The organism is Massilia polaris (genome assembly GCF_012927275.1).
Lineage (GTDB): Bacteria > Pseudomonadota > Gammaproteobacteria > Burkholderiales > Burkholderiaceae_D > Telluria_A > Telluria_A polaris.
Map to the genome: position 1 here is coordinate 100,020 of NZ_JABBGG010000002.1, position 20,193 is coordinate 120,212.

Here is a 20,193-nt window from a genome sequence, read left to right on the forward strand (position 1 = left end):
CTTGACGTTAACGTAAACGTCATATACCGTACCAGAACGATATCGCAAGGAACATCATGAACGACTCGACCCCTGCCGCCAAGCTCCACAATCCGGAGCATCCGAAACTAGCCAACAAAGTGCGCTTCGTCACGGCGGCTTCGCTGTTCGACGGCCACGACGCATCGATCAACATCATGCGCCGCATCCTCCAGTCGAACGGCGTCGAGGTGGTCCACCTGGGCCACAACCGCTCGGTCGACGACGTCGTCACCGCAGCGCTGGCCGAAGACGTGCAGGGCATCGCCATCTCCAGCTACCAGGGTGGCCACGTCGAATACTTCAAGTACATGATCGACCTGCTCAAGCAGCGCGGCGGCGCCCACATCAAGGTGTTCGGCGGCGGTGGCGGCGTGATCGTCCCGTCCGAGATCGCCGAGCTGCACGCCTATGGCGTCACCCGCATCTTCAGCCCGGAAGACGGCCAGCGCATGGGCCTCGTCGGCATGATCCAGTCGATGGTGCAGGCCTGCGACATCGACCTGTCCACGTACTCCCCTACCTCGCTGGCGCCGCTGCAAACCGGCGCGATGGCCGAGCGCCACCGCCCGCTGGCCCAGCTGATCACCGCGCTGGAAAACGGCAAGGCCGCCGACACGCTGCGCAAGGAACTGCACAACGCAGCCGAAAACCTGCGCGTGCCGACCCTCGGCATCACCGGCACCGGCGGCGCCGGCAAGTCCTCGCTGACCGATGAACTGATCCGCCGCATCCGCATGGACCAGGGCGATTCGCTCAACATCGCCGTGATCTCGATCGACCCGTCGCGCCGCAAATCCGGCGGCGCGCTGCTGGGCGACCGCATCCGCATGAACGCGATCAACCCGTGGAACGGCCAGGCGCGCGTGTTCATGCGTTCGCTGGCGACCCGCGAAGCAGGTTCCGAAATCTCGCACGCGCTGCCTGACGTGATCGCAGCGTGCAAAGTCGCCGGCTTCGACCTGGTGATCGTCGAGACCTCCGGCATCGGCCAGGGCGACGCCGCCATCGTGCCGCACGTCGACGCATCGATGTACGTGATGACGCCGGAATTCGGGGCCGCCTCGCAGCTCGAAAAAATCGACATGCTCGATTTTGCCGACATCATCGCCATCAACAAATTCGACCGCAAAGGTGCGCTCGACGCGCTGCGCGACGTCGCCAAGCAGTACCAGCGCAACCGCGAAATGTGGAGCAAGAGCCCGGACGAGATGCCGGTCTACGGCACCCAGGCGTCGCGTTTCAACGACGATGGCGTCACCGCGCTGTTCCAGGGCCTGCTGCCGAAGCTGGGCGAGTTCGGCCTGCCGGTCAAGCCGGGCAAGCTGCCGCAGGTCGCGCTGCGCCACTCGAGCAGCAAGCACGTGATCGTGCCGCCAGCCCGCGCACGCTACCTCGCTGAAATCTCGGACACCGTCCGCGGCTACCACAAGAACACCGCAAAGCAAGTCAAGCTGGCGCGCGAACGCCAGCAGCTCACCGAGACCAAGCGCATGCTGGCTGCCGCCGGCAAGGGCGCCGACTTCGACGACCTGATCACCGAGCGTGACCACGCACTCGATGCGCCGGCCAAGAAACTGCTGGCGATGTGGCCTGACATGCAGGCCGCGTACTCGGGCGACGACTACGTGGTGAAGATCCGCGACAAGGAAATCCGCACCCAGCTGGTCCAGCACACGCTCTCGGGCACCGTAATCCGCAAGGTCGCGCTGCCGAAGTTCGAAGACCACGGCGAAGTGCTGCGCTTCCTGATGCTGGAAAACGTGCCGGGCTCGTTCCCGTACACCGCGGGCGTGTTTGCGTTCAAGCGCGAAGGCGAAGACCCGACCCGCATGTTCGCAGGAGAAGGCGACGCTTTCCGCACCAACCGCAGGTTCAAACTTGTCTCGACCGGCATGGACGCCAAGCGCCTGTCGACCGCGTTCGACTCGGTCACGCTGTACGGCGCCGACCCTGCGATCCGTCCTGACATCTACGGCAAAGTCGGTAACTCGGGCGTGTCGATCGCGACCCTGGACGACATGAAGGTGCTGTACGACGGCTTCAACCTGTGCAGCCCGTCGACCAGCGTGTCAATGACCATCAACGGCCCTGCCCCGACGATCCTCGCGATGTTCATGAACACCGCGATCGACCAGCAGATGGACAAGTTCTTCGCCGAGAACAAGCGCCACCCGACCGACGACGAAGCGGCCAAGATCAAAGAGTGGGTGCTGGCGAACGTGCGCGGCACCGTGCAGGCCGACATCCTGAAGGAAGACCAGGGCCAGAACACCTGCATCTTCTCGACCGAGTTCTCGCTGAAAGTCATGGGCGACATCCAGGAGTACTTCGTACATCACCAGGTGCGCAATTTCTACTCGGTGTCGATCTCCGGATACCACATCGCCGAAGCGGGCGCGAACCCGATCTCGCAGCTGGCGTTCACGCTGTCGAACGGCTTCACGTTCGTCGAAGCCTACCTCGCGCGCGGCATGCACATCGACGACTTCGCACCGAACCTGTCGTTCTTCTTCAGTAACGGCATGGACCCTGAATACACGGTGCTGGGCCGCGTGGCGCGCCGCATCTGGGCGATCACGATGCGCGACAAGTACGGCGCGAACGACCGCAGCCAGAAGCTGAAGTACCACATCCAGACCTCGGGCCGCTCGCTGCACGCGCAGGAAATCGACTTCAACGACATCCGCACCACGCTGCAGGCGCTGATCGCGATCTACGACAACTGCAACAGCCTGCACACCAATGCGTACGACGAGGCGATCACCACGCCGACCGACGAATCGGTGCGCAGGGCATTGGCAATTCAATTGATCATCAACCGCGAATGGGGCCTGGCCAAGAACGAGAACCCTAACCAGGGCTCGTTCATCATCGACGAACTGACCGACATGGTCGAAGAAGCGGTGCTGCAGGAATTCGAGCGCATCGCCGAACGTGGCGGCGTGCTGGGCGCGATGGAAACCGGCTACCAGCGCGGCAAGATCCAGGAAGAGTCGATGCTGTACGAGCACAAGAAGCACGACGGCTCGCTGCCGATCATCGGCGTGAACACCTTCCGCAATCCGAAGCAGGCGGAAACGCCGGCGACCATCGAGCTGGCGCGTTCAACCGACGACGAAAAGCAGTCGCAGCTGACCCGCCTGGAGGAGTTCCACCAGCGTCACGCGGCGGAAGCCCCGACGGCACTGGCGGCGCTGCAGCAGGCGGCGATCGACAACGCCAACGTGTTCGAGAAGCTGATGGATGCGGTTCGCGTCTGCTCGCTGGGACAGATCACCACCGCGCTGTTCGAGGTTGGCGGCCAGTACCGGCGCAATATGTAAGGCGCGCTTATCCGAACCGCACCGCGCAGGCCGGCGGCAGGTTCCCTGCCAGGGCCTGCCAGCTGTCGCCCGCATCGTTCGAACTCCACACGTTGCCGCTGGTGGACGCCATCAGCAGGCTGCTGCCATTTTCATGCACCGCCAGCCCATGGCGGTACACCAGGTCGTAGCAGTGCTGCTGCGGGAGGCCGTTGCGCAGCACCTCGAAGGTCTTGCCGCCATCACGGGTACGCGTCACCGACATCGCGGCGCCGACCGGCACGCGGCGCTGGTCGGCCTCGGCCGGCGCATACCACGCGGTATCGCGGTCATGCGGATGGGCCGCGACCGCGAAGCCGAAATTCGACACCGGCACACCGGTAAGCTCGCGCCAGTTGCGGCCGCCGTTCTCCGAGCGCCACATGCCGTTATGGTGCTGGCACCACACCACGTCCGGGCTGCCCTCGCAGCGCGCCAGCCTGTGCGGGTCCTGCACGGCCTCGTTCTCGTTCATCTCGGGCGGCATGTAATCGGCGCGCATGCCGGTCGATGACACCGTCCAGGTCGCGCCGCCGTCAAGGCTGCGCCATGCGCCGCCGCAGGACACGCCAACCAGGATAGTTTTGCTGTCGCGCGGATCGACGCAGATGCTGTGAATGCCCGGCACGTCGTAACCGCCGCCGAACCAGCTGGCGCGCTCCGGCACGTCCCACAGCGAACGCACCAGCTGCCACGAGTCGCCGCGGTCGGCCGACTTGAACAGCCCCCCCGGCAGCGTGCCGGCCCACAGCACGCCCGGCTCGTCGGCGCCACCGGTCTCCAGCGCCCAGATCATTTTGTTGTTCCACTCGACGCTGTCGGTGCTGCCGTCCGGCTTGGGCGGATAGGCCGGCGCGGCGATCTCGGTCCAGGCATCGCTGCGCGCATCCTTACGGTGCAGCTTGACGCCGAAGTGGCCAAGGTTGAGCGCCGCATACACGCTGCCATCGCGCGGATCGGCCAGCGCGATCGACACCGGCTCGCCCAGGAAATGCACCGGCCCGATGTCCCATCCAGCGCCGTTGCGGTGCAGTTCGAACAGGCCCTTGCGGGTCGAAAGCAGCGCGCGCTGGTTCATTGTCAGCCTCCGGAAAGTGCCTGCAGGACGTAGACCATGCTGGCCGGTTGTAAGGGGTCGTCCAGCCGCCGCCGGTCGGTGCAGCGGCGGCCGTCGATAAAGATCACCACATTCTCGCGCAGGCCGCCCTGGTCGTCCAGCACATAGCCTCGCAGCAAGGGATTGTTGTCGAACGCTTCCTCGAGCGCGGTACGCAGCTGGACCGCGCCGGTGTCAAACTGTGGTGCCGCGACAAAGCGTGCCAGTTGCTGGGTGAAAACAAGTCGCGCCATGATTCGTTCGATGCAATTTAAAAGACGACAGGGATGTCATCCGATTGTAGCTGCAACCGATCCCGTTGTCGCCATTCTCCGGGCGGGTCTACAATGAAGCCGGGACCATCCACGGAGACCAGGCATGCCGATCAAACCCGACCAACTCGCAGCGCTGATGCGCGAGGTTGAAGCAGAAGATCCGATCGATTTCGGCGACCTGCCCTTCGAGGAAGAAGAGCTGCGCAAGCTGGTCGCGCTGCACCTGTGCGAACTCGCTGGCGCCATGGAAAACTTCAGCACCGACGACAAGCTGATGACGCTACTCGCAGTGTCGGCCAAGCTGGTGCTTGAAAACCTGGTGCTCAATGTCCAGCGCCTTCGCCGCGACGGCGTCCCGGTCACCGAAAGCGTCGACAGCCTGCTGAAACGGATGCGCAAGCCCGGCTAGCGCCGCAACCGCAGCCTGAACGCACGCGCCATCGAGAACGGATGCACTTCAATCACCGTGGCCACCCTCGTCCAGCCTGCGCGCGCGAATGCGCGCAGTGACGGCGTGTTCGAATGCCAGATGCGCGCATAGGTATGGGCGAATCCCAGCGCCTGCATCGCCCGGGCCGATTCCTGGATCAGCGTGGGAGCCACCGAGCGCCCGCGCATGCGCGGCAGCGTGAGGATCTGCACCAGCTTCGCTTCGCCTCGCGCCAGCGGCCAGAAATTACGCTTCAGGTAGCGCTGGCCGTGCCAGTAGAAGCACACCCCCGCCAGCACATCGCCGTCGAAACAGCCAAAACCGTGCGCGCCTTCGCCCAGGTAGAAGGCCTGCTCGCCAATTTCCGCGTCAGGCGATCGCCGCAGGTCGTCCGCGTCAAGCTGGCGCACCACCAAGCCGTTGCCCGGCGCCGGCGCAATCGCACCGTTCCGGTATACGTGGTACGCGGAGTAATCGCCGAGCAACAGGCGCAGTATTTTCTTGACGATCGATTTCATCGCGCCGTCCTTATCCCGCACCACGCAGCAGCCGTTTCAGTTTCGCCTTCAGGCCGTGGCGCTCGAGCATCTCGCCCGCCCACACCGACAGGCTGTCGACCTTGCGGTGTGCGAACACAATGGCCCTGCTGCGCAGGCTGTCGCGGATGAAGAAGACATTGGCGCACCGGCGCTGGTGCGTCGAAAACAGGCGCTTGTGATCCGACTGGCCTTCCGTGAAATCGAAATACTTGAAGATGCCCTCGCTGAACAGCTGTTCCACCGCGATCCATTGCAGAACCAGGCCGACCGACTTGTCCATGTACGCCGGATCGTAGCCGACGTAGGAATAACTCAGCACGCCGTCGGCCACGGGACAATACAGGTAGGAGACCGGGCGCTCGCCGTCGAACAGGATCCAGGCGCGGATCCTTCCTGCGGCCGCCAGCTGCTCCGCCTCGCGCTGGAACTCGTCCGACTCCGGCAGGCCGGCGTCGAGCAGGCGTTCCTGGTAAGTCAGTTTCGACACGGCGCGCGCCAGCGCGAAGTATTCCTTCATCTCGCCCGGCTCGCGGTACAGCTTCCACTTGACCTGGCCGCCGCAATGGTCGGCGAATTTCTTGATCTTGCGGCTGATGGTCGAGCGGGTCTTGGACGAGAACTTCTTCTGGTACTGCTCGAAGGTCTGCGACAGGTCGATGTAGCAATGGTGGTACTGCTGCGGCACGTAACAGATGAAATCGCCCACCTTGCTCAGCACCCTGGGTTCACCCTCCACGGGCAGGCCGCGCACGACGTAGCCCTGGCTGCCCGCCAGCAGCGCGTCGGCCGGCACGCGCAGCTCGTGCGTCGGCGGCGTGTCCGCCACCAGCCGTTCCGACCGCACCTGCAGCGGGATCCGCACGCTGAACAGCGTCATGTCGCTGAGCTGGAACTTGAACGGTACATCGCGGCGCTCCCAAACGGTCATCGGTACCTCCTGCGCAGGGCTTGTTCGGCGATGCGCGTGCCGGTCTGCCACAGCGACGACGACAGCAGCGGCGGTTGCGGTTGCGCGGCAGCGGCAGCGAGGCCAGTGAAGCCGCGCGTGGTGAAGGCGTCGCGCCGCCGGTCGAGGAACTTGCACAGTTGATGGAAGCGCTTCAGCACGACCTTGTCGGCGCGGTCCTTGCGCTTGTTCAGCAGTTCGAAGCCGTGCGACAGGATCACGAAATCGGTATCGCCACGCTCCGCCGCCTGCAGCAGCAGGCCTTCGATTTCACCATGCGAGCAGGCCGTCAGCTGGACGTGGCGCAGCTTGCGGGTACCGTCCATGAACACCGTCATCGGGTATTCATGCACGCCGCCGCAGGCGAAAGGCGCGGTGGCGAGTTCGCCCGGCAGCACGCCGCTGTCCGGGCCGAACAGGGTGGCGTTGTAGCTGCTGTCGAACGGAATGCCGTTGGCCGCCAGCGCGCCGATGGTGTCGCGGTTGAAACCGAAGCTGCCGGCGCGGAAAGCGTCAGGGCGCCTCGCCCCGGCGCGCTCCAGCATGCCGGCTCCCTGCGCTATCAGGCTGGTTTGTTCGGCCAGGGTGTAATAGCGCAGGTGCTGGCGCTTCGATGTCACGTCCGGCAGCAGCGGTGTGCGCGCCTCGTCCACCCATTCGGTGTGCAGGTGCAGCTGGACTTCCTGGCCGGCGGACTGGATCAAGCCGACGATATCGGCCAGCGGCTGGGGGCCGAAACGCGCCGAGAACAAGGGCTCGACAAAGAACACCGCGTCGAGCCCATGCTCGTTGAGCACGTTCAGCTGGTAGGGGATGCCGAAGCCGCCCTGCGCCGTGTCGCCGTAGATGTACTTGCGCATCGCCTGCGCGAACCTGCGGTCGATATCGGTCCAGCCGTCGCACCACAGCTCGACGTCCACCGTGATGAACACATTCACCATGTGGCATCCCGAGCCGGATCAGCCAGTGCGCCCAGCGCGCAGCCGAATTTCGGGTCGAGCGCGGCGCCGCGCCCGAAGCGGCGCCGCTTGCCGGCAACGGCGGCCAGTACCGAATACGACATCCACCACATGACTGCGCGGCGCTGCGCTTCGCTGGTGTCTCCGTAAGCGGCCAGGAACACATCCAGCAGGCGGTCGAGGCTTGTCGCATGGGCCGGATAGCGGCGCAATGTCAGCAGCAGGTCGGACAGGTACTGGGCAATGTCCATCGCGCCAGGATTGACGTTGCGGATGCTGGCGTCGATGCCGTACACGCCTGCCTCGGTCCAGATCAGGTTGGCCGGCTTGAAGTCGCCGTGCAGCGGCGCAGGCTGGATACCCGACTCGGAAACCAGCGGCAGCGCGGCGCGCATGGCGTCGAGGGCCTGCGCCACCAGCGCGCTTTCACTGCGCCATGCGCTGCAGTCGGCCTCGATCCGCGCGAACATGGCGGGGTAGTCGCGGCCGGCCGACAGCCCTGTTACCGGCAAGTCGTGCAGTGCGCGCAGCCACTTTGCCGACTCGGCGATACATTGTTCGACCAGCGCCGCGTCGCCGCACTGCTGCATTTTCGCGTCGAGCGTGTCGCCTGCCAGGTACTGCATCGAGAACGCGCGCTTGCCGGCGCAATACAGGTACGGCCGCGGCATCCGCAATGCGGGCGGCTTGTCGGTTGTCAGGAATATCCGTTCCAGCGTGGCGAATTCATTCACGCAGGTGCGCTGCGAGGCCGCGCCCGAACGATAGTAGCGCTTCAGGAACTGGACCCCGCCGCACGCGCGGCAATGGGCCACGGCGGCGCAGGAATTCAGGCGCAAGCGCGCATGCAAGATCCGCCAGTCCGCGCGCTGCCCGCAGTGGAAGCATGCAAGCCCCCAAAAACTATTCCGTCGAAAAATATAGCGAAGCATGGGCATGGGCTAGCTTATGCTGCCGCGCGCCGCTGCTGGAACCACTGTTCCATCATCATCAACACCCACACCATGGTGCCGTGATAGCCCGCGTGCTCCTTCAGGTGGTGACCGACCAGCTGGTCGATGAACTCGGGACGCACGATGTTACGCGCTTTCAGGTCGGTCAGGCTGTCGATCGCCAGTTGCTGGAGCGGCTTGTGGTGCTGCAGCCAGACCCCGAACGGCAGGCCGAAGCCATGCTTTTGCTTGTTGATGATTTCGTCCGGCAGGAAGCCGCGCAGCGACTCCTTGAAGAAGTAGCGCAGCTTGGTGCCGTTGAGCTTCTGCTGCGGAGTCAGCCGCGAAGCGAAGGCCACCATCTCGTCATTGAGGAACGGGAAAGCGACTTCGATGCCGGCCAGCTCGCACGCCTTCGATACCTTCGGCAGGTCGTTATCGGCCAGCGTCACCTTCAGGTCGAGCTCCAGCATGCGGTTGATCAGGCTCTTCGCCTCGCTGCGGCCGTAGGTTTCCACCAGACCGGCCAGCGGCGCGGCGCTGTTGGTGGTCGCCAGGAAGTCGGCAGTGAACACTTCCTTCGCGCCATAGCGCTCGAGCAGGTTGTAGGTCTCCAGGCGCGCCGGCATTGGCACAGAGGCCTGCTGGATGTAGCTGCGCGCCTTGCGCACCACATTGATCAGGTGCCCGCCCGGCATGTTGAACACTGCCGGTTCGAGCAGGGCCTTGCGCACCAGGCTCGGTACCCGTCCGTACAGCGCGAAGATATGCTGCTTCGAGTAGCGTTCATTACCGCCGAACAGTTCATCGCCGCCGTCGCCTCCGAAGATGCGGCCGATGCCGTCCGCCTTGGCCATGCGCGCGCAATAGAACGCCGGGACCGCGGAGGCATTGCCGAACGGCTGGTCGAACACGCTGGCGATCTGCGGGATCGCGGCGACCACGTCGTCCGGCGTCACATAGTATTCATGGTGGGTGGTACCGAAATGGCGCGATGCGATGCGCGCGAACGCCATTTCGTCGTAGCCCTGGGCTTCGAACCCGATCGAATAGGTGTCGGCGCCCTTGCCCGCCACTTCGCACATGACGCCGGCGATGGTGGAGCTGTCGGTGCCGCCGCTGAGGAAGGCGCCGACCTTGCGCCCGCCCATGCTGTCCTTGACGCTGCTGCGCAGGACCGCGCGGAATTCCTGGCGCAGGTCGGCCATCGAGCGCTTGCCGTCTTCATCGAACTGGGCGCGCCAGTAAGCGGCGGTGGCCGCCTTGCCGCGCTTGAAGTGCAGGTATTCTCCCGGCAGCAGGCGCTGCTGGTTCTGGTACACGGTGTCCGGACCCGGCACCATATGGAAGAAGGTGTAGTTGTACAGGCCCTGGTGGTCGAGCCGGGCCGGGGTCAGCGGATGGCGCAGGATCACGTCGGCCGACGAACCGAACACCAGCGCCTCCCCCGCCACCTGGTAGAGCACGGGAACGGTGCCCATGCGGTCGCACGCCAGCAGCGTTTCGCCCGCGTCCTCGTCGATGATGCACAGCGCGAACCCGCCCGACAGCGCGGCGCAGACCTGCTGCGCGCCTTCGCGCCAGCGCGCCGCCAGCACCTGGCCGGCGCCGTGGATGCGCGCCTGTTCGGCCAGTTCCGGGTCGCGCAGCTTGACTTCGCCCCAGACCGCGAGCAGCAGCTTGTCCTGCTGGTACAGCAGCGCCTGGTCGGCGGCAGCCGCCACCGCCACCGCGCTGCGGCCGCGCTGGATCGACGCCAGCGGCGCCCGGTCGAAACGCGCCAGTGGTGCGCCCATCTCTTCGGCCAACCGGCGGTTTTCCGCGGCGCCGCCGCCATAGCCCATCCAACCGCATATACCACTCATCGTCCCGCTCCGGTCGCATCAATCATGTCTTGTCCTCTTGCAGGGTAGGCCGCCAGCTGTATTCAATAGGGGCAACTCAGACCAGGGCTTCGCGCGCGCCCGGATGGCTGAGGAAGGCCGCCGGACTGGCGGTCATGCCATAGGCGCCGGACTGGAACACCACCACCAGGTCGCCCGGTTCGGCGGCCGCCAGTTCCATCTGATCGGCCAGCAGGTCGAGCGGCGTGCACAGCGGGCCGACCACCGAGACCGTCTCGCGCCGCGCGGCATTCATCTTGTTGCCGACCGCGACCGGGTAATTCTTGCGGATCACCTGGCCGAAGTTGCCCGAGGCCGCCAGGTGATGGTGCAGGCCGCCATCGGTGACGAGGAACACCTGCCCGCGCGAGACCTTGCGCTCGATCACGCGGCACACATACACGCCGGCCTCGGCCACCAGGTAGCGCCCCAGCTCGATCACGATCTTCGCTTCCGGCAGGGCGCGCTTCACGTCCGGCACCAGGCGCTTCAGGTTGGCGCCCACCGCTTCCAGGTCGAGCCGTCCTTCGCCGGGGAAGTAGGGAATGCCGAAACCGCCACCGATGTTCAGCGACAGCACCGGCGTGCGCGCATGCGCGGCCAGCCGGATCGCCAGCGCGAAGGTCTTTTCGTGCGCGTCCTGCAGCGATTCCGCCTTCAGGTTCTGCGAGCCGCTGTAAATGTGGAAGCCCTGGAACGCGAGGCCCAGTTCGGCCAGGCGCGCCAGCATCTCCGGCACCATTTCGGCGTCGACGCCGAACTGCTTCGGCCCCCCGCCCATCTTCATGCCCGACGATTTCAGTTCGAAGTCCGGGTTCACGCGGATCGCGACTTTCGGCACGATGCCAAGGCGGCGGCCGAACACGGCGATGCGTTCCATCTCGAAGGCCGACTCCATGTTCAGCACGACGCCGGCGGCGATCGCGGTGGTCAGGTCGGTGTCGCTCTTGCCCGGGCCGGCAAAGCTGATCTCGCCCGGCGCGAAGGGCGTGTCCAGCGCGACCTGCATCTCGCCGCCGGAGGCGATGTCGAGGCCGTCGACCAGGCCGGCCATGTGCTGCACCACGGCCGGCATCGGGTTCGCCTTCATCGCGTAGTGCAGGTGGATTTCCGGCGGCAGGTGGCGGCGCAGTTCGCCCACGCGTGCGGTCAGCTTGCTGCGGTCATACGCGTAAAACGGCGTCGCCCCGATGCGTTCGGCCAGCCGGGGAAGCGGCACGCCGCCGACCACCAGTGACCCGTTGTCGACGGCGAACTGGATCATTGGCGCATGCTGTGGGCGTGTCGGGTTCATTCTGTGTTACCCATAAAAGTGTGTTCGTATTGCTGGCTCAGGAGCTTGCGGTCGATCTTGCCGTTCGGGTTGCGCGGCAGGCGTTCCTGGGCGATCACGATCTTGGCCGGCCACATGTAGGCCGGCAGGTGCGGCTTGCAGGCGCTGAGCAGCGAGGCAGCGGTCATGCCGCTGCCTTCGCGCGGCCACGCGATCACGATGATGGCCTGGCCCAGGCTCGGGTGCGACACGCCGATCGCGGCGGCCTCGCCCACGTGTTCGCGCGCGTACACGACTTCCTCGACTTCACTCGGGCTGACCCGGTAGCCGGAGGTCTTGATCATTTCGTCGGCGCGGCTCAGGAAGTACAGGAAGCCTTCCTCGTCGCGGCGCACGGTGTCGCCCGACCACACCGCCATTTCGGTCAGCACCAGGCCGTGCTGCTTCGAGGTGAACGGCTTGAAGCGCTCGGCAGTCTTGGCCGGGTCGTTCCAGTAGCCCAGCGATACCAGCGCGCCGCGATGCACCAGTTCGCCCGGCTCGTTGGCGTCGCACTCGGTGCCGTCGGGGCGCAGCACCATGACTTCGGCGTTCGGGATCGCCTTGCCCATCGAATCGGGGCGGCGGTCGAGTTCATCCGGCGGCAGGTAGGTCGAGCGGAAGGCCTCGGTCAGTCCGTACATCAGGAACGGGCGCGCGCCCGGCAGCGCGCGGCGCAGGGCGTCGAGCGTCGGACGCTGCATGGCGCCGCCGGAATTGGTCAGGTAGCGCAGCGTGCAGTTTTCCGGCCAGGCCAGGCCGGCCAGCTGGATCCACAGCGGCGGCACCGCCGCCAGGCCGGTGATGCGCTCGGCTTCCACCGCGCGCACGACGTCGCGCGCCAGCAGGTGGTTGATCAGCACCGCGGTGGCGCCGGCCTTGAAGGAGGTGGTCAGCTGGCTGAGGCCATAGTCGAAGCTGAGCGGCAGCACGGCCAGGATGCGGTCCTGCGGGACGTTCTCCAGGTAGGTCGACACGCTGTTGGCGCCGGCCACCATGTTACGGTGCGACAGCACCACGCCCTTCGGGCGGCCGGTGCTGCCCGAGGTGTACAGGATCGCCGCCATGTCGGTGTCGATCACCCGGTGCGGCATCGGGGGCGACTGCGGCGCGGCCATCAGCGCGGCCCACGCCAGCACTGCCACGCCAGCGGGCAGCTCCGGCAGCTCACCCGATGCGTCGCCGGTGACCACCACCACGTCCAGGTCCGGACATTCGGCCAGCACCGGCGCCAGCGTGTGCAGGCGGTCGGCCGAGGTGACCAGCACGCGCACATTGCAGTCGTTGAGAATGTAGCCGACCTGCTCCGGACGCAGCAGCGGGTTGACCGGAACAAAGGTCGCGCCGGCGGCGGCGGCGCCGAACATGGCAGCGACGTTTTCGATGTTCTTCTCAAGGTAGACCGCCACGCGCTCGCCGCGCCCGAGGCCCTGCAGCAGCAGGTTGTGGGCGACCTTGCGCACCGCGCCGGCCAGCGTCGCGTAGTCGAGACGTGCGGCGCCGTAGACCAGGGCCTCGGCGGCGGGAGTGCGGGCCGCCGAGTTGAAAATGAATTGGTGGATTAGATCACTCATCGCTACCTTGCAGGAGTATGGAATTAACGCAAAATTGCAGTCAAAGCAGCCACGCCCGGCGCATCAGCCAATGAGCATTTTAACATTGACCACTGGAAAAAAAGTAATTATAGTTTATATTATGCTATCTAAAAATGCTTGCGCAATTGAATCGGTGCGGACCCCGGACACCCTTCCGACTGCTTTGTATTGTAGAGGGAACAGCGGCCTCCGCGAAGGACTGATGCTGTTGTCACGACGCCGCATCGCGCCGCCATTCGATTGCGACCGCGCAATGAGTGCTGAATGCCCCTCATAGTAATCGCCTACAATGCTGAGTGAACCCGCGCCGATCGCGGCGCCACCAATCAAACCGGCATTCCCTCAGGAGAAATCGATGTATCTGGACGAATTGAAGAACGTGCTCGCCGATGTACTGAGCCTTGGCGCCGCCAAGGACCGGCTGAAGCCGGAAACCCCGCTGCTGGGCAGCATTCCGGAGCTCGACTCCATGGCCGTGGTCCACCTGATCGGGGCACTCGAAGAGCGTTTCGGCATCGTTGTCGACGACGATGAAATCAGCGCCAGCACCTTCGCAACCCTTGGCAGCCTGAACGACTTCGTCGCCTCCAAACTGGCTCAATGACCCGTTCGCCTGGCAGCCCGCGCGCGCAGCCCTTCTTCCTGGACACGGGTTCGGGACCGAAATTTTCGCTGTACCACCCGGCGCACGGCAGCTGCCGCGGCGCGCTGGTGTACGTCCATCCGTTCGCCGAAGAGATGAACAAGTCGCGGCGCATGGCGGCACTGCAGTCGCGCGCGCTGGCTGAATCCGGCATCGCCGTGCTGCAGCTGGACCTGTCCGGCTGCGGCGACAGCGCCGGCGATTTCGAGGATGCGCGGCTGGCGCTGTGGCGCGAGGACATCAAAGCCGGCGCCGCCTGGCTGTCGCAACGGCTCGGGCGCCCGGTGGGGATGTGGGGATTGCGCCTCGGCGCCCTGCTGGCGCTCGATTATGCGCGCAACACCCCTGAGTGCCCTTACGTGCTGCTGTGGCAGCCGGTGCAGCAGGGCAGCAGCGTGCTGACCCAGTTCCTGCGGCTGAAGGTGGCCAGCGAACTGGGCGGCGAGCCGGGCGCGGCTGGACGGTCCACCAGGGCCCTGCGCGAAAGCCTGCGCGAAGGCAATGTACTGGAAATCGCCGGCTACCGGCTGCACCCTGCCCTGGCCGACGACCTCGACTCGCTCGAGATCACTGCGCTGGCCGATACTGCCTGCCCGATCCACTGGTTCGAGGTGGCGGGCGCCGCCACCTCGCTGGCGCCAGTCAGCGCGCGCATCGTCGCGGCGATCGAAGCCGCGGGAACCGCCGTGCACCTCCAGATGGTCGCCGGTCCCACCTTCTGGGCGACCCAGGAAATCGAAGAAGCGCCGGAGCTGGTCGACGCCACCGTCCGGATGTTCGCCACGGCCAGCGCATGATGCCCTTCACTGAAAACGCCATCAGCTTCGACTGCCAGGGCGAGGCCCTGGTCGGCATCGTCTGCCAGCCGGAGACATCCAGCCAGCGCGGCGTGCTGGTGGTGGTCGGCGGCCCGCAATACCGCGCGGGCAGCCAGCGCCAGTTCGTCTTGCTGGCGCGCGCGCTGGGCGAACAGGGCGTGGCATCGATGCGCTTCGACTACCGCGGCATGGGCGACAGCGAAGGCGCGATGCGCTCGTTCGAGCAGGTGGGCGACGACCTGCGCGCCGCCGTCGACGCCTTCATGCAGGCGGTGCCGTCGCTGCGCGACGTGGCGCTGTGGGGCCTGTGCGACGGCGCCTCGGCGGCGCTGTTCTATGCCGCCAGCGACGCCCGCGTGACCGGCGTCACCCTGCTCAACCCGTGGGTGCGCACGCCCGAAGGCCTGGCCAGGGCCACGCTGAAACACTATTACGTGCAGCGCCTGTTCGAAGCCAGCCTGTGGCGCAAACTCCTCAGCGGCAAGTTCCGTGTTGCGGCGGCGCTCACGAGCGCCGCCGGCCTGCTGCAGGCGGCCGGCACGGGCCAGGCCGGCGGCGCGGCGAGCGCGCCCGCCGCCAGGCTGCCCGAGCGCATGCTGGCCGGGCTGTCCGCCTTCAAGGGCGAGGTGCTGCTGATCCTTAGCGGCGCCGACCTCACCGCGCAGGAATTCATGGATGTCGCCGCCGCGTCGCCCGCATGGCAGGCGCAGCTGAAGTCGGCCCGCACCACCCGCCGCGACCTGGCCGCCGCCGACCACACGTTTTCGCGCGCCGCGTGGCGCCGGCAAGTCGCGCTCTGGACGACTGATTGGTTGAAGTCATGGTAAAGCGCATATTGATGATCGCCTACCACTACCCCCCGATGCGGGGCAGCAGCGGCATCCAGCGGACGCTGAAATTTTCCCAGTATCTCGGCAACCACGGCTGGCAGCCGACCGTGCTCAGCGCGCACCCGCGCGCCTACGCCAACACCGGCGACGACCAGCTCGGCGACATCCCGCAAGGCATGCAGGTGCACCGGGCGTTCGCCTTCGACACCGCGCGCCACCTGTCGCTGTTTGGCCGCTATCCCGGCTGGCTGGCCCTGCCCGACCGCTGGGTGTCGTGGTGGTTCGGCGCCGTGCCGGCCGGCCTGAAGCTGATCCGGCGCCAGCCTCCCGACGTGATCTGGTCGACCTACCCGATCGCCACCGCGCACCTGGTCGGCCTGGCCCTGCACCGGCTGACCGGGATCCCGTGGGTGGCCGACATGCGCGACCCGATGACCGACGACGATTATCCGGCCAACCCGTTCCTGCGCCGCCTGTACCGCTGGATCGAACGCCAGACGGCGCTGCATTGCGAGCTGCTGGTGTGCACCACGCGCGGCGCCGCGGAGGTCTACCGGGCGCGCTTCCCGGGCCTGCCGGCGGCAAAATTCGAGGTGATCGAAAACGGTTACGACGAGGAAAACTTCATCAACGCCGAAGCGATTCCGCTGCCGCACCGGCCGGACGGGCGCCTGCGGCTGGTGCACAGCGGCGTGATCTATCCGTCCGAGCGCGACCCGACCGCGCTGTTCCAGGCGCTGGCCTCGCTGCTGGCCAGCGGCGCGATCGCGGCCGCGAACTTCCACCTGACCTTGCGCGCCACCGGGCACGATGCGTACATCGCGGCGATGATTGACGAGCATCAGATCGGCAGCGTGGTCTCGCTGGCGCCGCACATCGCCTACCGCGACGCGCTGGCGGAAATGCTGGGCGCCGACGGCCTGCTGATCTTGCAGGCGGCCAACTGCAACCACCAGGTGCCGGCCAAGCTGTACGAGTACCTGCGGGCGCGCCGCCCGGTGCTGGCGCTGACCGATCCGGCCGGCGACACCGCCGCCACCCTGCGCACGGCTGGGGTCGACACGATTGCGCCACTCGATTGTCCGATCGGGATTGCGCAGGCTATCATACGGTTCATCGGCTTGATTTCCAGCGGCGGCGCACCGCTTGCCACGCCGGAAACGGTGCAGCAGTATTCACGGCAGGCGCGCACCAGCAGGTTAAGCGACCTGCTCGACGCGGCAATTGCTCCTTCCACTCACTCTTGACGGAACTCCCATGGCCATTTTGCATCGTCGCCTTGCCATCCTGCTGATCGCCACTGCCGGCGCCGCGCAAGCCGCGCCTTACTGCGGCGAACTGGATAACGCCTACGGGCCATTCGATTACCGCACCCGCGCCGACAAGCTGAACGTGGTCGAGACCTACCACTTCACCGACGAGGTCAAGCACGGCATCGGCCGCAGCTACACCTCCATTGGCAGCAACCTCGACTACACGCTGCGCGCTTTCCCCAACCACGCACCGGCGCTGGCGGTGATGGCCAAGACCGGCCTGCTGAAGAAAAAGTACAAGGTGCCGGGCGCCAAGTACGCGGTCGAATGCTATTTCGAGCGCGCGGTCCGCTTTGCGCCGGACGACGGCCAGGCGCGCGCCGCTTACGGCGGCTACCTGTACGGGATGGGACGGCTTGACGAAGCGCTGGCCCGCTACGACGAAGCCGTGCAGCTGATGCCGAACGACGCCGCGGTCAACTACAATGCGGGACTGTTGTACTTCAAGAAAAAAAATTATGAGGCCGCCAACCGGCTGGCCCAGAAGGCCTATTCGCTCGGCTTCCCGCTGCCCGGCCTGAAGAACATGCTGGTCAGTTCGGGCAAATGGCAGCCGCTGCCGGAGACGGCGGACAAGCCGGAAACGACCACGCCGGCCGAGACGACGGAACCGCTGGAGTCGGCGGCGGCGGAATAAGCCGTGCGCCATGGGCTACATCGCCCTCGGCCTGGCCATTCTGATCGGCTACGCCAGCCTGTACCCGCTGACCGGCTGGACCGCGCCGCCCGATGCGCTGTTCGGCTTCCTGTTTACCCTCCCGCGCCGCCTTGAGCGCGCCGACATCGTCCAGAACGTCCTCGCCTACATGCCGCTCGGCCTGTCCCTGGCCGCGGCGCTGCGGCGCCGGATCGCTTGCGGGTCCGCTTTCCTGCTTGCGGCCAGCGCCGGCGCGCTGCTGTCGCTGGCCATGGAAAGCCTGCAGCAGTTCGTTCCCAGCCGCGATCCCTCGGTCATCGACATCGCGCTCAACATCGCCGGCGCCTGCATCGGCGCGGCCGGCGCCGCCTTGCTGCGCAGCGACACCCGTTTCGGCGCCGCCAGCCTGGCCCTGCGCCATGGCTGGCTGCGCAAGGGCCGCCCGGCCGAACTCGGCGCGGTCGCGTTCTGCCTGTGGGCGCTGTCGCAAACCAGCCCGCTGGTGCCGGCCCTGGATGCCAGCCATCTGCGCCACGCGCTGTCGCCGTTGTACCGGGTCCTGGTCAACCCGGCGGCGTTCAATGCCGCCCAGGCGGCCGTCTACGCGCTTTACCTTGCTGGTCTCGGCCTGCTGCTGCGCCTGTCGCTGCGCGGCGATCGCCGGCTGCTGCCGGTGTTCGCGCTGCTGGTGGCCGCGGTTTTCATGTTCAAGATGCTGATCCAGGGGCGCCAGCTGTCGCCGGAAGCGCTGGCCGGCGCGGCCGTCGGGCTGGCGCTGCTGGCGCTCGCGCGCCGCCCGGGCGCCCGCGCGCCCCATGCGCTGGCTGGAATGATGGCGCTAGCGGCCGGCTTCGTCATCACCCAATGCGTTCCGGGCAAGAGCGGGCGGACCTTCGACTTCAACTGGGTGCCGCTGGCGGGGCAATTGAATTCGCTCGCGGGCTTCCAGGACATTCTGGACTTCATCTGGCCTTGCTTCGCACTGGCCTGTTTCAGCAGCTACCTGTATCGCGGCGACCGCCCGTGGCTGCCAGCGCTGGCGGGCGCCCTGGTGCTGGGCATGGTGCTGTTCTGGCTGGAATGGTCGCAGCAAACCGTGCCGGGCCGCTACGGCGATATCACGCAGGTGATGTTGGGCTGCATCGGCTGGAGCCTGCCGTGGCTGTCCGGCAGCGGCGCGCGTCCGCGGACCGGCGCCTGTGCGGCGCGCGAACCACCGGCCTGAGCGGGCCTGGCGCTCACGCCCCTTCGGGCCTGACCGCGTGGCGCGACATCAGGTCGTACAGGGTCGGGCGGCTGATGCCGAGCAGCTCGGCGGCGCGCACGATGTTGCCATCGACCCGGCTGAGCGCCTTGACGATGGCCGCCCTTTCCGCCTCGTCGCGCACCTGGCGCAGGTTGACCGGCATGTCGGTTCTGGCGGCATCGCCAAGGCCGAGGTCCTCGGCCGTGATCTGGGGGCCGTCGGCCATGATGATTGCGCGCTTGATGCAGTTTTCCATCTCGCGCACATTGCCCGGCCACGGGTGGGCTTCGATCGCGTCCATCGCGTCCTTGCTGAAGTGCAGCGACGGGCGCGCTTCCTGGGCGCAGAACTTGTTCTTGAAGTGGTGCGCCAGCAAGGCTGCATCGCCGGTACGGTCGCGCAGCGGCGGGATCGTGACCACGATTTCGGACAGGCGGTAGAACAGGTCTTCGCGGAAGCGCCCGCTGGCAGTCAGCGCCTTCAGGTTCTGGTGGGTCGCGCAGACCACCCGTACGTCGACCGCGATTTCTTCATGTCCGCCGACCCGTTCGATCACGCGCTCCTGCAGGAAACGCAGCAGCTTGGCCTGCAGCGCCATCGGCAGGTCGCCGACCTCGTCGAGGAAGAAGGTGCCGCCGTGCGCCAGTTCAACCTTGCCCTTGGTCTGCTTGGCCGCGCCGGTGAAGGCGCCTTTCTCGTAGCCGAACAGTTCGCTTTCAAGCAGGTTTTCCGGGATGGCGGCGCAGTTGATCGCCATCAGCCGGTTACTGGCGCGCGGGCTGAGCTGGTGCAGCGCGCGCGCCATGACTTCCTTGCCGGTGCCACTCTCGCCGAGCAGCATCACCGAGGCCGACGTCGGCGCCACTTTCTCGATGCTGCGGCACAGGCGCTGCATGCCGCCGTCGCGGCTGATCACGCCGGCCAGCGGCGACTCGACCTCCGACATCAGGATGCGCCGATTTTCCAGCTGCAGCGCGTGCAGGTAGAACGCTCGCTTGACCACCAGCCCGAGGATTTCGGGATCGAAGGGCTTCTGGTGGAAGTCGTAGGCGCCGAGGCCAATCGCCTCGACCGCGTGGCCGTGGTTCTGGTTGCCGGTCAGTACGATCAGCTTGGTATCGGGCGCCATCGCCAGGATCGCGCGCAGCGTGGCCAGGCCTTCGGTGGCGCCGTCCGGGTCGGGCGGCAGGCCGAGGTCCATGGTCACCACGGCCGGTTCGTGGCGGCGCATCTGGGCCAGCGCGCTCTCGCGGTCGCCCGCGATCGCAACGTCATAGGCATCGAAGCACCAGCGCAGCTGCTTTTGCAGGCCGGGGTCGTCTTCGATGATCAATAGCTTTTGTTTGACTTGGGTCACGTGCAATCCCTCTACCTTCG

General features: G+C 66.3%; 18 protein-coding genes. 8 read left to right on the forward strand and 10 right to left on the reverse strand.

Annotated features, from left to right (window positions below; genetic code table 11):
- Positions 1–56: 56 nt before the first annotated feature.
- Positions 57–3,344, forward strand: coding sequence for a fused isobutyryl-CoA mutase/GTPase IcmF (gene icmF / locus HHL21_RS04270; RefSeq protein ID WP_169464030.1), 3,288 nt, complete (start codon positions 57–59; stop codon positions 3,342–3,344).
- Positions 3,345–3,351: 7 nt separating this feature from the next.
- Here icmF and HHL21_RS04275 read toward each other — a convergent pair whose 3' ends face one another.
- Both HHL21_RS04275 and HHL21_RS04280 read right to left on the reverse strand, forming a co-directional pair.
- A complete protein-coding gene (locus tag HHL21_RS04275) occupies positions 3,352–4,440 on the reverse strand; it encodes a WD40/YVTN/BNR-like repeat-containing protein (RefSeq protein ID WP_169464031.1) in 1,089 nt (362 codons plus the stop codon).
- Positions 4,441–4,442: 2 nt separating this feature from the next.
- Entirely contained in the window at positions 4,443–4,712 is a 270-nt protein-coding gene (locus HHL21_RS04280; protein ID WP_169464032.1) for a ubiquitin family protein, read from the reverse strand.
- A 124-nt stretch (positions 4,713–4,836) separates the two neighbouring features.
- Between HHL21_RS04280 and HHL21_RS04285 the strand changes: the two genes are divergently transcribed.
- Positions 4,837–5,142: a hypothetical protein gene (locus HHL21_RS04285; protein WP_169464033.1), complete on the forward strand. Its 306-nt coding sequence runs from the start codon at positions 4,837–4,839 to the stop codon at positions 5,140–5,142.
- Here the strand turns inward: HHL21_RS04285 and HHL21_RS04290 are convergent.
- The 7 genes from HHL21_RS04290 to HHL21_RS04320 form a co-directional block, all read right to left on the reverse strand.
- Positions 5,139–5,681: a GNAT family N-acetyltransferase gene (locus HHL21_RS04290; RefSeq protein WP_169464034.1), complete on the reverse strand. Its 543-nt coding sequence runs from the start codon at positions 5,679–5,681 to the stop codon at positions 5,139–5,141. The two genes, HHL21_RS04285 and HHL21_RS04290, sit on opposite strands and share 4 nt — an antisense overlap.
- A 10-nt stretch (positions 5,682–5,691) precedes the next feature.
- Entirely contained in the window at positions 5,692–6,630 is a 939-nt protein-coding gene (locus tag HHL21_RS04295) for a GNAT family N-acetyltransferase (protein ID WP_169464035.1), read from the reverse strand.
- Positions 6,627–7,589, reverse strand: a complete 963-nt coding sequence (locus tag HHL21_RS04300) for a polysaccharide deacetylase family protein (RefSeq protein ID WP_169464036.1) — start codon at positions 7,587–7,589, stop codon at positions 6,627–6,629. The genes HHL21_RS04295 and HHL21_RS04300 overlap by 4 nt, the downstream gene beginning before the upstream one ends.
- Positions 7,583–8,446, reverse strand: a complete 864-nt coding sequence (locus tag HHL21_RS04305; protein ID WP_169464037.1) for a phosphotransferase family protein — start codon at positions 8,444–8,446, stop codon at positions 7,583–7,585. The genes HHL21_RS04300 and HHL21_RS04305 overlap by 7 nt, the downstream gene beginning before the upstream one ends.
- A 107-nt stretch (positions 8,447–8,553) precedes the next feature.
- Positions 8,554–10,404 carry an asparagine synthetase B family protein gene (locus HHL21_RS04310; RefSeq protein WP_169464038.1) on the reverse strand — a complete coding sequence of 617 codons (1,851 nt, stop codon included), beginning with the start codon at positions 10,402–10,404 and terminating at the stop codon, positions 8,554–8,556.
- Between the two features lie 76 nt (positions 10,405–10,480).
- Positions 10,481–11,716 (reverse strand): pyridoxal-dependent decarboxylase, exosortase A system-associated, encoded by a 1,236-nt coding sequence (locus HHL21_RS04315; RefSeq protein ID WP_169464039.1) that lies wholly within the window; start codon positions 11,714–11,716, stop codon positions 10,481–10,483.
- On the reverse strand, positions 11,713–13,308 hold the full coding sequence (locus tag HHL21_RS04320; RefSeq protein WP_169464040.1) for an acyl-CoA ligase (AMP-forming), exosortase A system-associated: 1,596 nt from the start codon (positions 13,306–13,308) through the stop codon (positions 11,713–11,715). Before HHL21_RS04320 ends, HHL21_RS04315 begins: the two co-directional genes overlap by 4 nt.
- A gap of 376 nt (positions 13,309–13,684) precedes the next feature.
- Between HHL21_RS04320 and HHL21_RS04325 the strand changes: the two genes are divergently transcribed.
- The 6 genes from HHL21_RS04325 to HHL21_RS04350 are packed head-to-tail and all read left to right on the forward strand — an operon-like array spanning position 13,685 to position 18,795.
- Positions 13,685–13,933 carry an acyl carrier protein gene (locus tag HHL21_RS04325; protein ID WP_169464041.1) on the forward strand — a complete coding sequence of 83 codons (249 nt, stop codon included), beginning with the start codon at positions 13,685–13,687 and terminating at the stop codon, positions 13,931–13,933.
- Entirely contained in the window at positions 13,930–14,769 is an 840-nt protein-coding gene (locus HHL21_RS04330) for a hydrolase 2, exosortase A system-associated (protein WP_169464042.1), read from the forward strand. Before HHL21_RS04325 ends, HHL21_RS04330 begins: the two co-directional genes overlap by 4 nt.
- Positions 14,766–15,617 carry a hydrolase 1, exosortase A system-associated gene (locus tag HHL21_RS04335; protein WP_169464043.1) on the forward strand — a complete coding sequence of 284 codons (852 nt, stop codon included), beginning with the start codon at positions 14,766–14,768 and terminating at the stop codon, positions 15,615–15,617. Before HHL21_RS04330 ends, HHL21_RS04335 begins: the two co-directional genes overlap by 4 nt.
- The gene (locus HHL21_RS04340; RefSeq protein WP_229496021.1) at positions 15,611–16,867 is read left to right on the forward strand and encodes a glycosyltransferase; all 1,257 of its coding nucleotides are present in this window, start codon (positions 15,611–15,613) and stop codon (positions 16,865–16,867) included. Before HHL21_RS04335 ends, HHL21_RS04340 begins: the two co-directional genes overlap by 7 nt.
- A gap of 10 nt (positions 16,868–16,877) precedes the next feature.
- Positions 16,878–17,570 carry a tetratricopeptide repeat protein gene (locus HHL21_RS04345; RefSeq protein ID WP_169464044.1) on the forward strand — a complete coding sequence of 231 codons (693 nt, stop codon included), beginning with the start codon at positions 16,878–16,880 and terminating at the stop codon, positions 17,568–17,570.
- A gap of 10 nt (positions 17,571–17,580) precedes the next feature.
- A complete protein-coding gene (locus HHL21_RS04350; RefSeq protein WP_169464045.1) occupies positions 17,581–18,795 on the forward strand; it encodes a VanZ family protein in 1,215 nt (404 codons plus the stop codon).
- Between the two features lie 13 nt (positions 18,796–18,808).
- On the opposite strand, the gene prsR is transcribed toward HHL21_RS04350, so the two are convergent.
- Positions 18,809–20,173 (reverse strand): PEP-CTERM-box response regulator transcription factor, encoded by a 1,365-nt coding sequence (gene prsR / locus HHL21_RS04355; protein ID WP_169464046.1) that lies wholly within the window; start codon positions 20,171–20,173, stop codon positions 18,809–18,811.
- Positions 20,174–20,193: the final 20 nt, after the last annotated feature.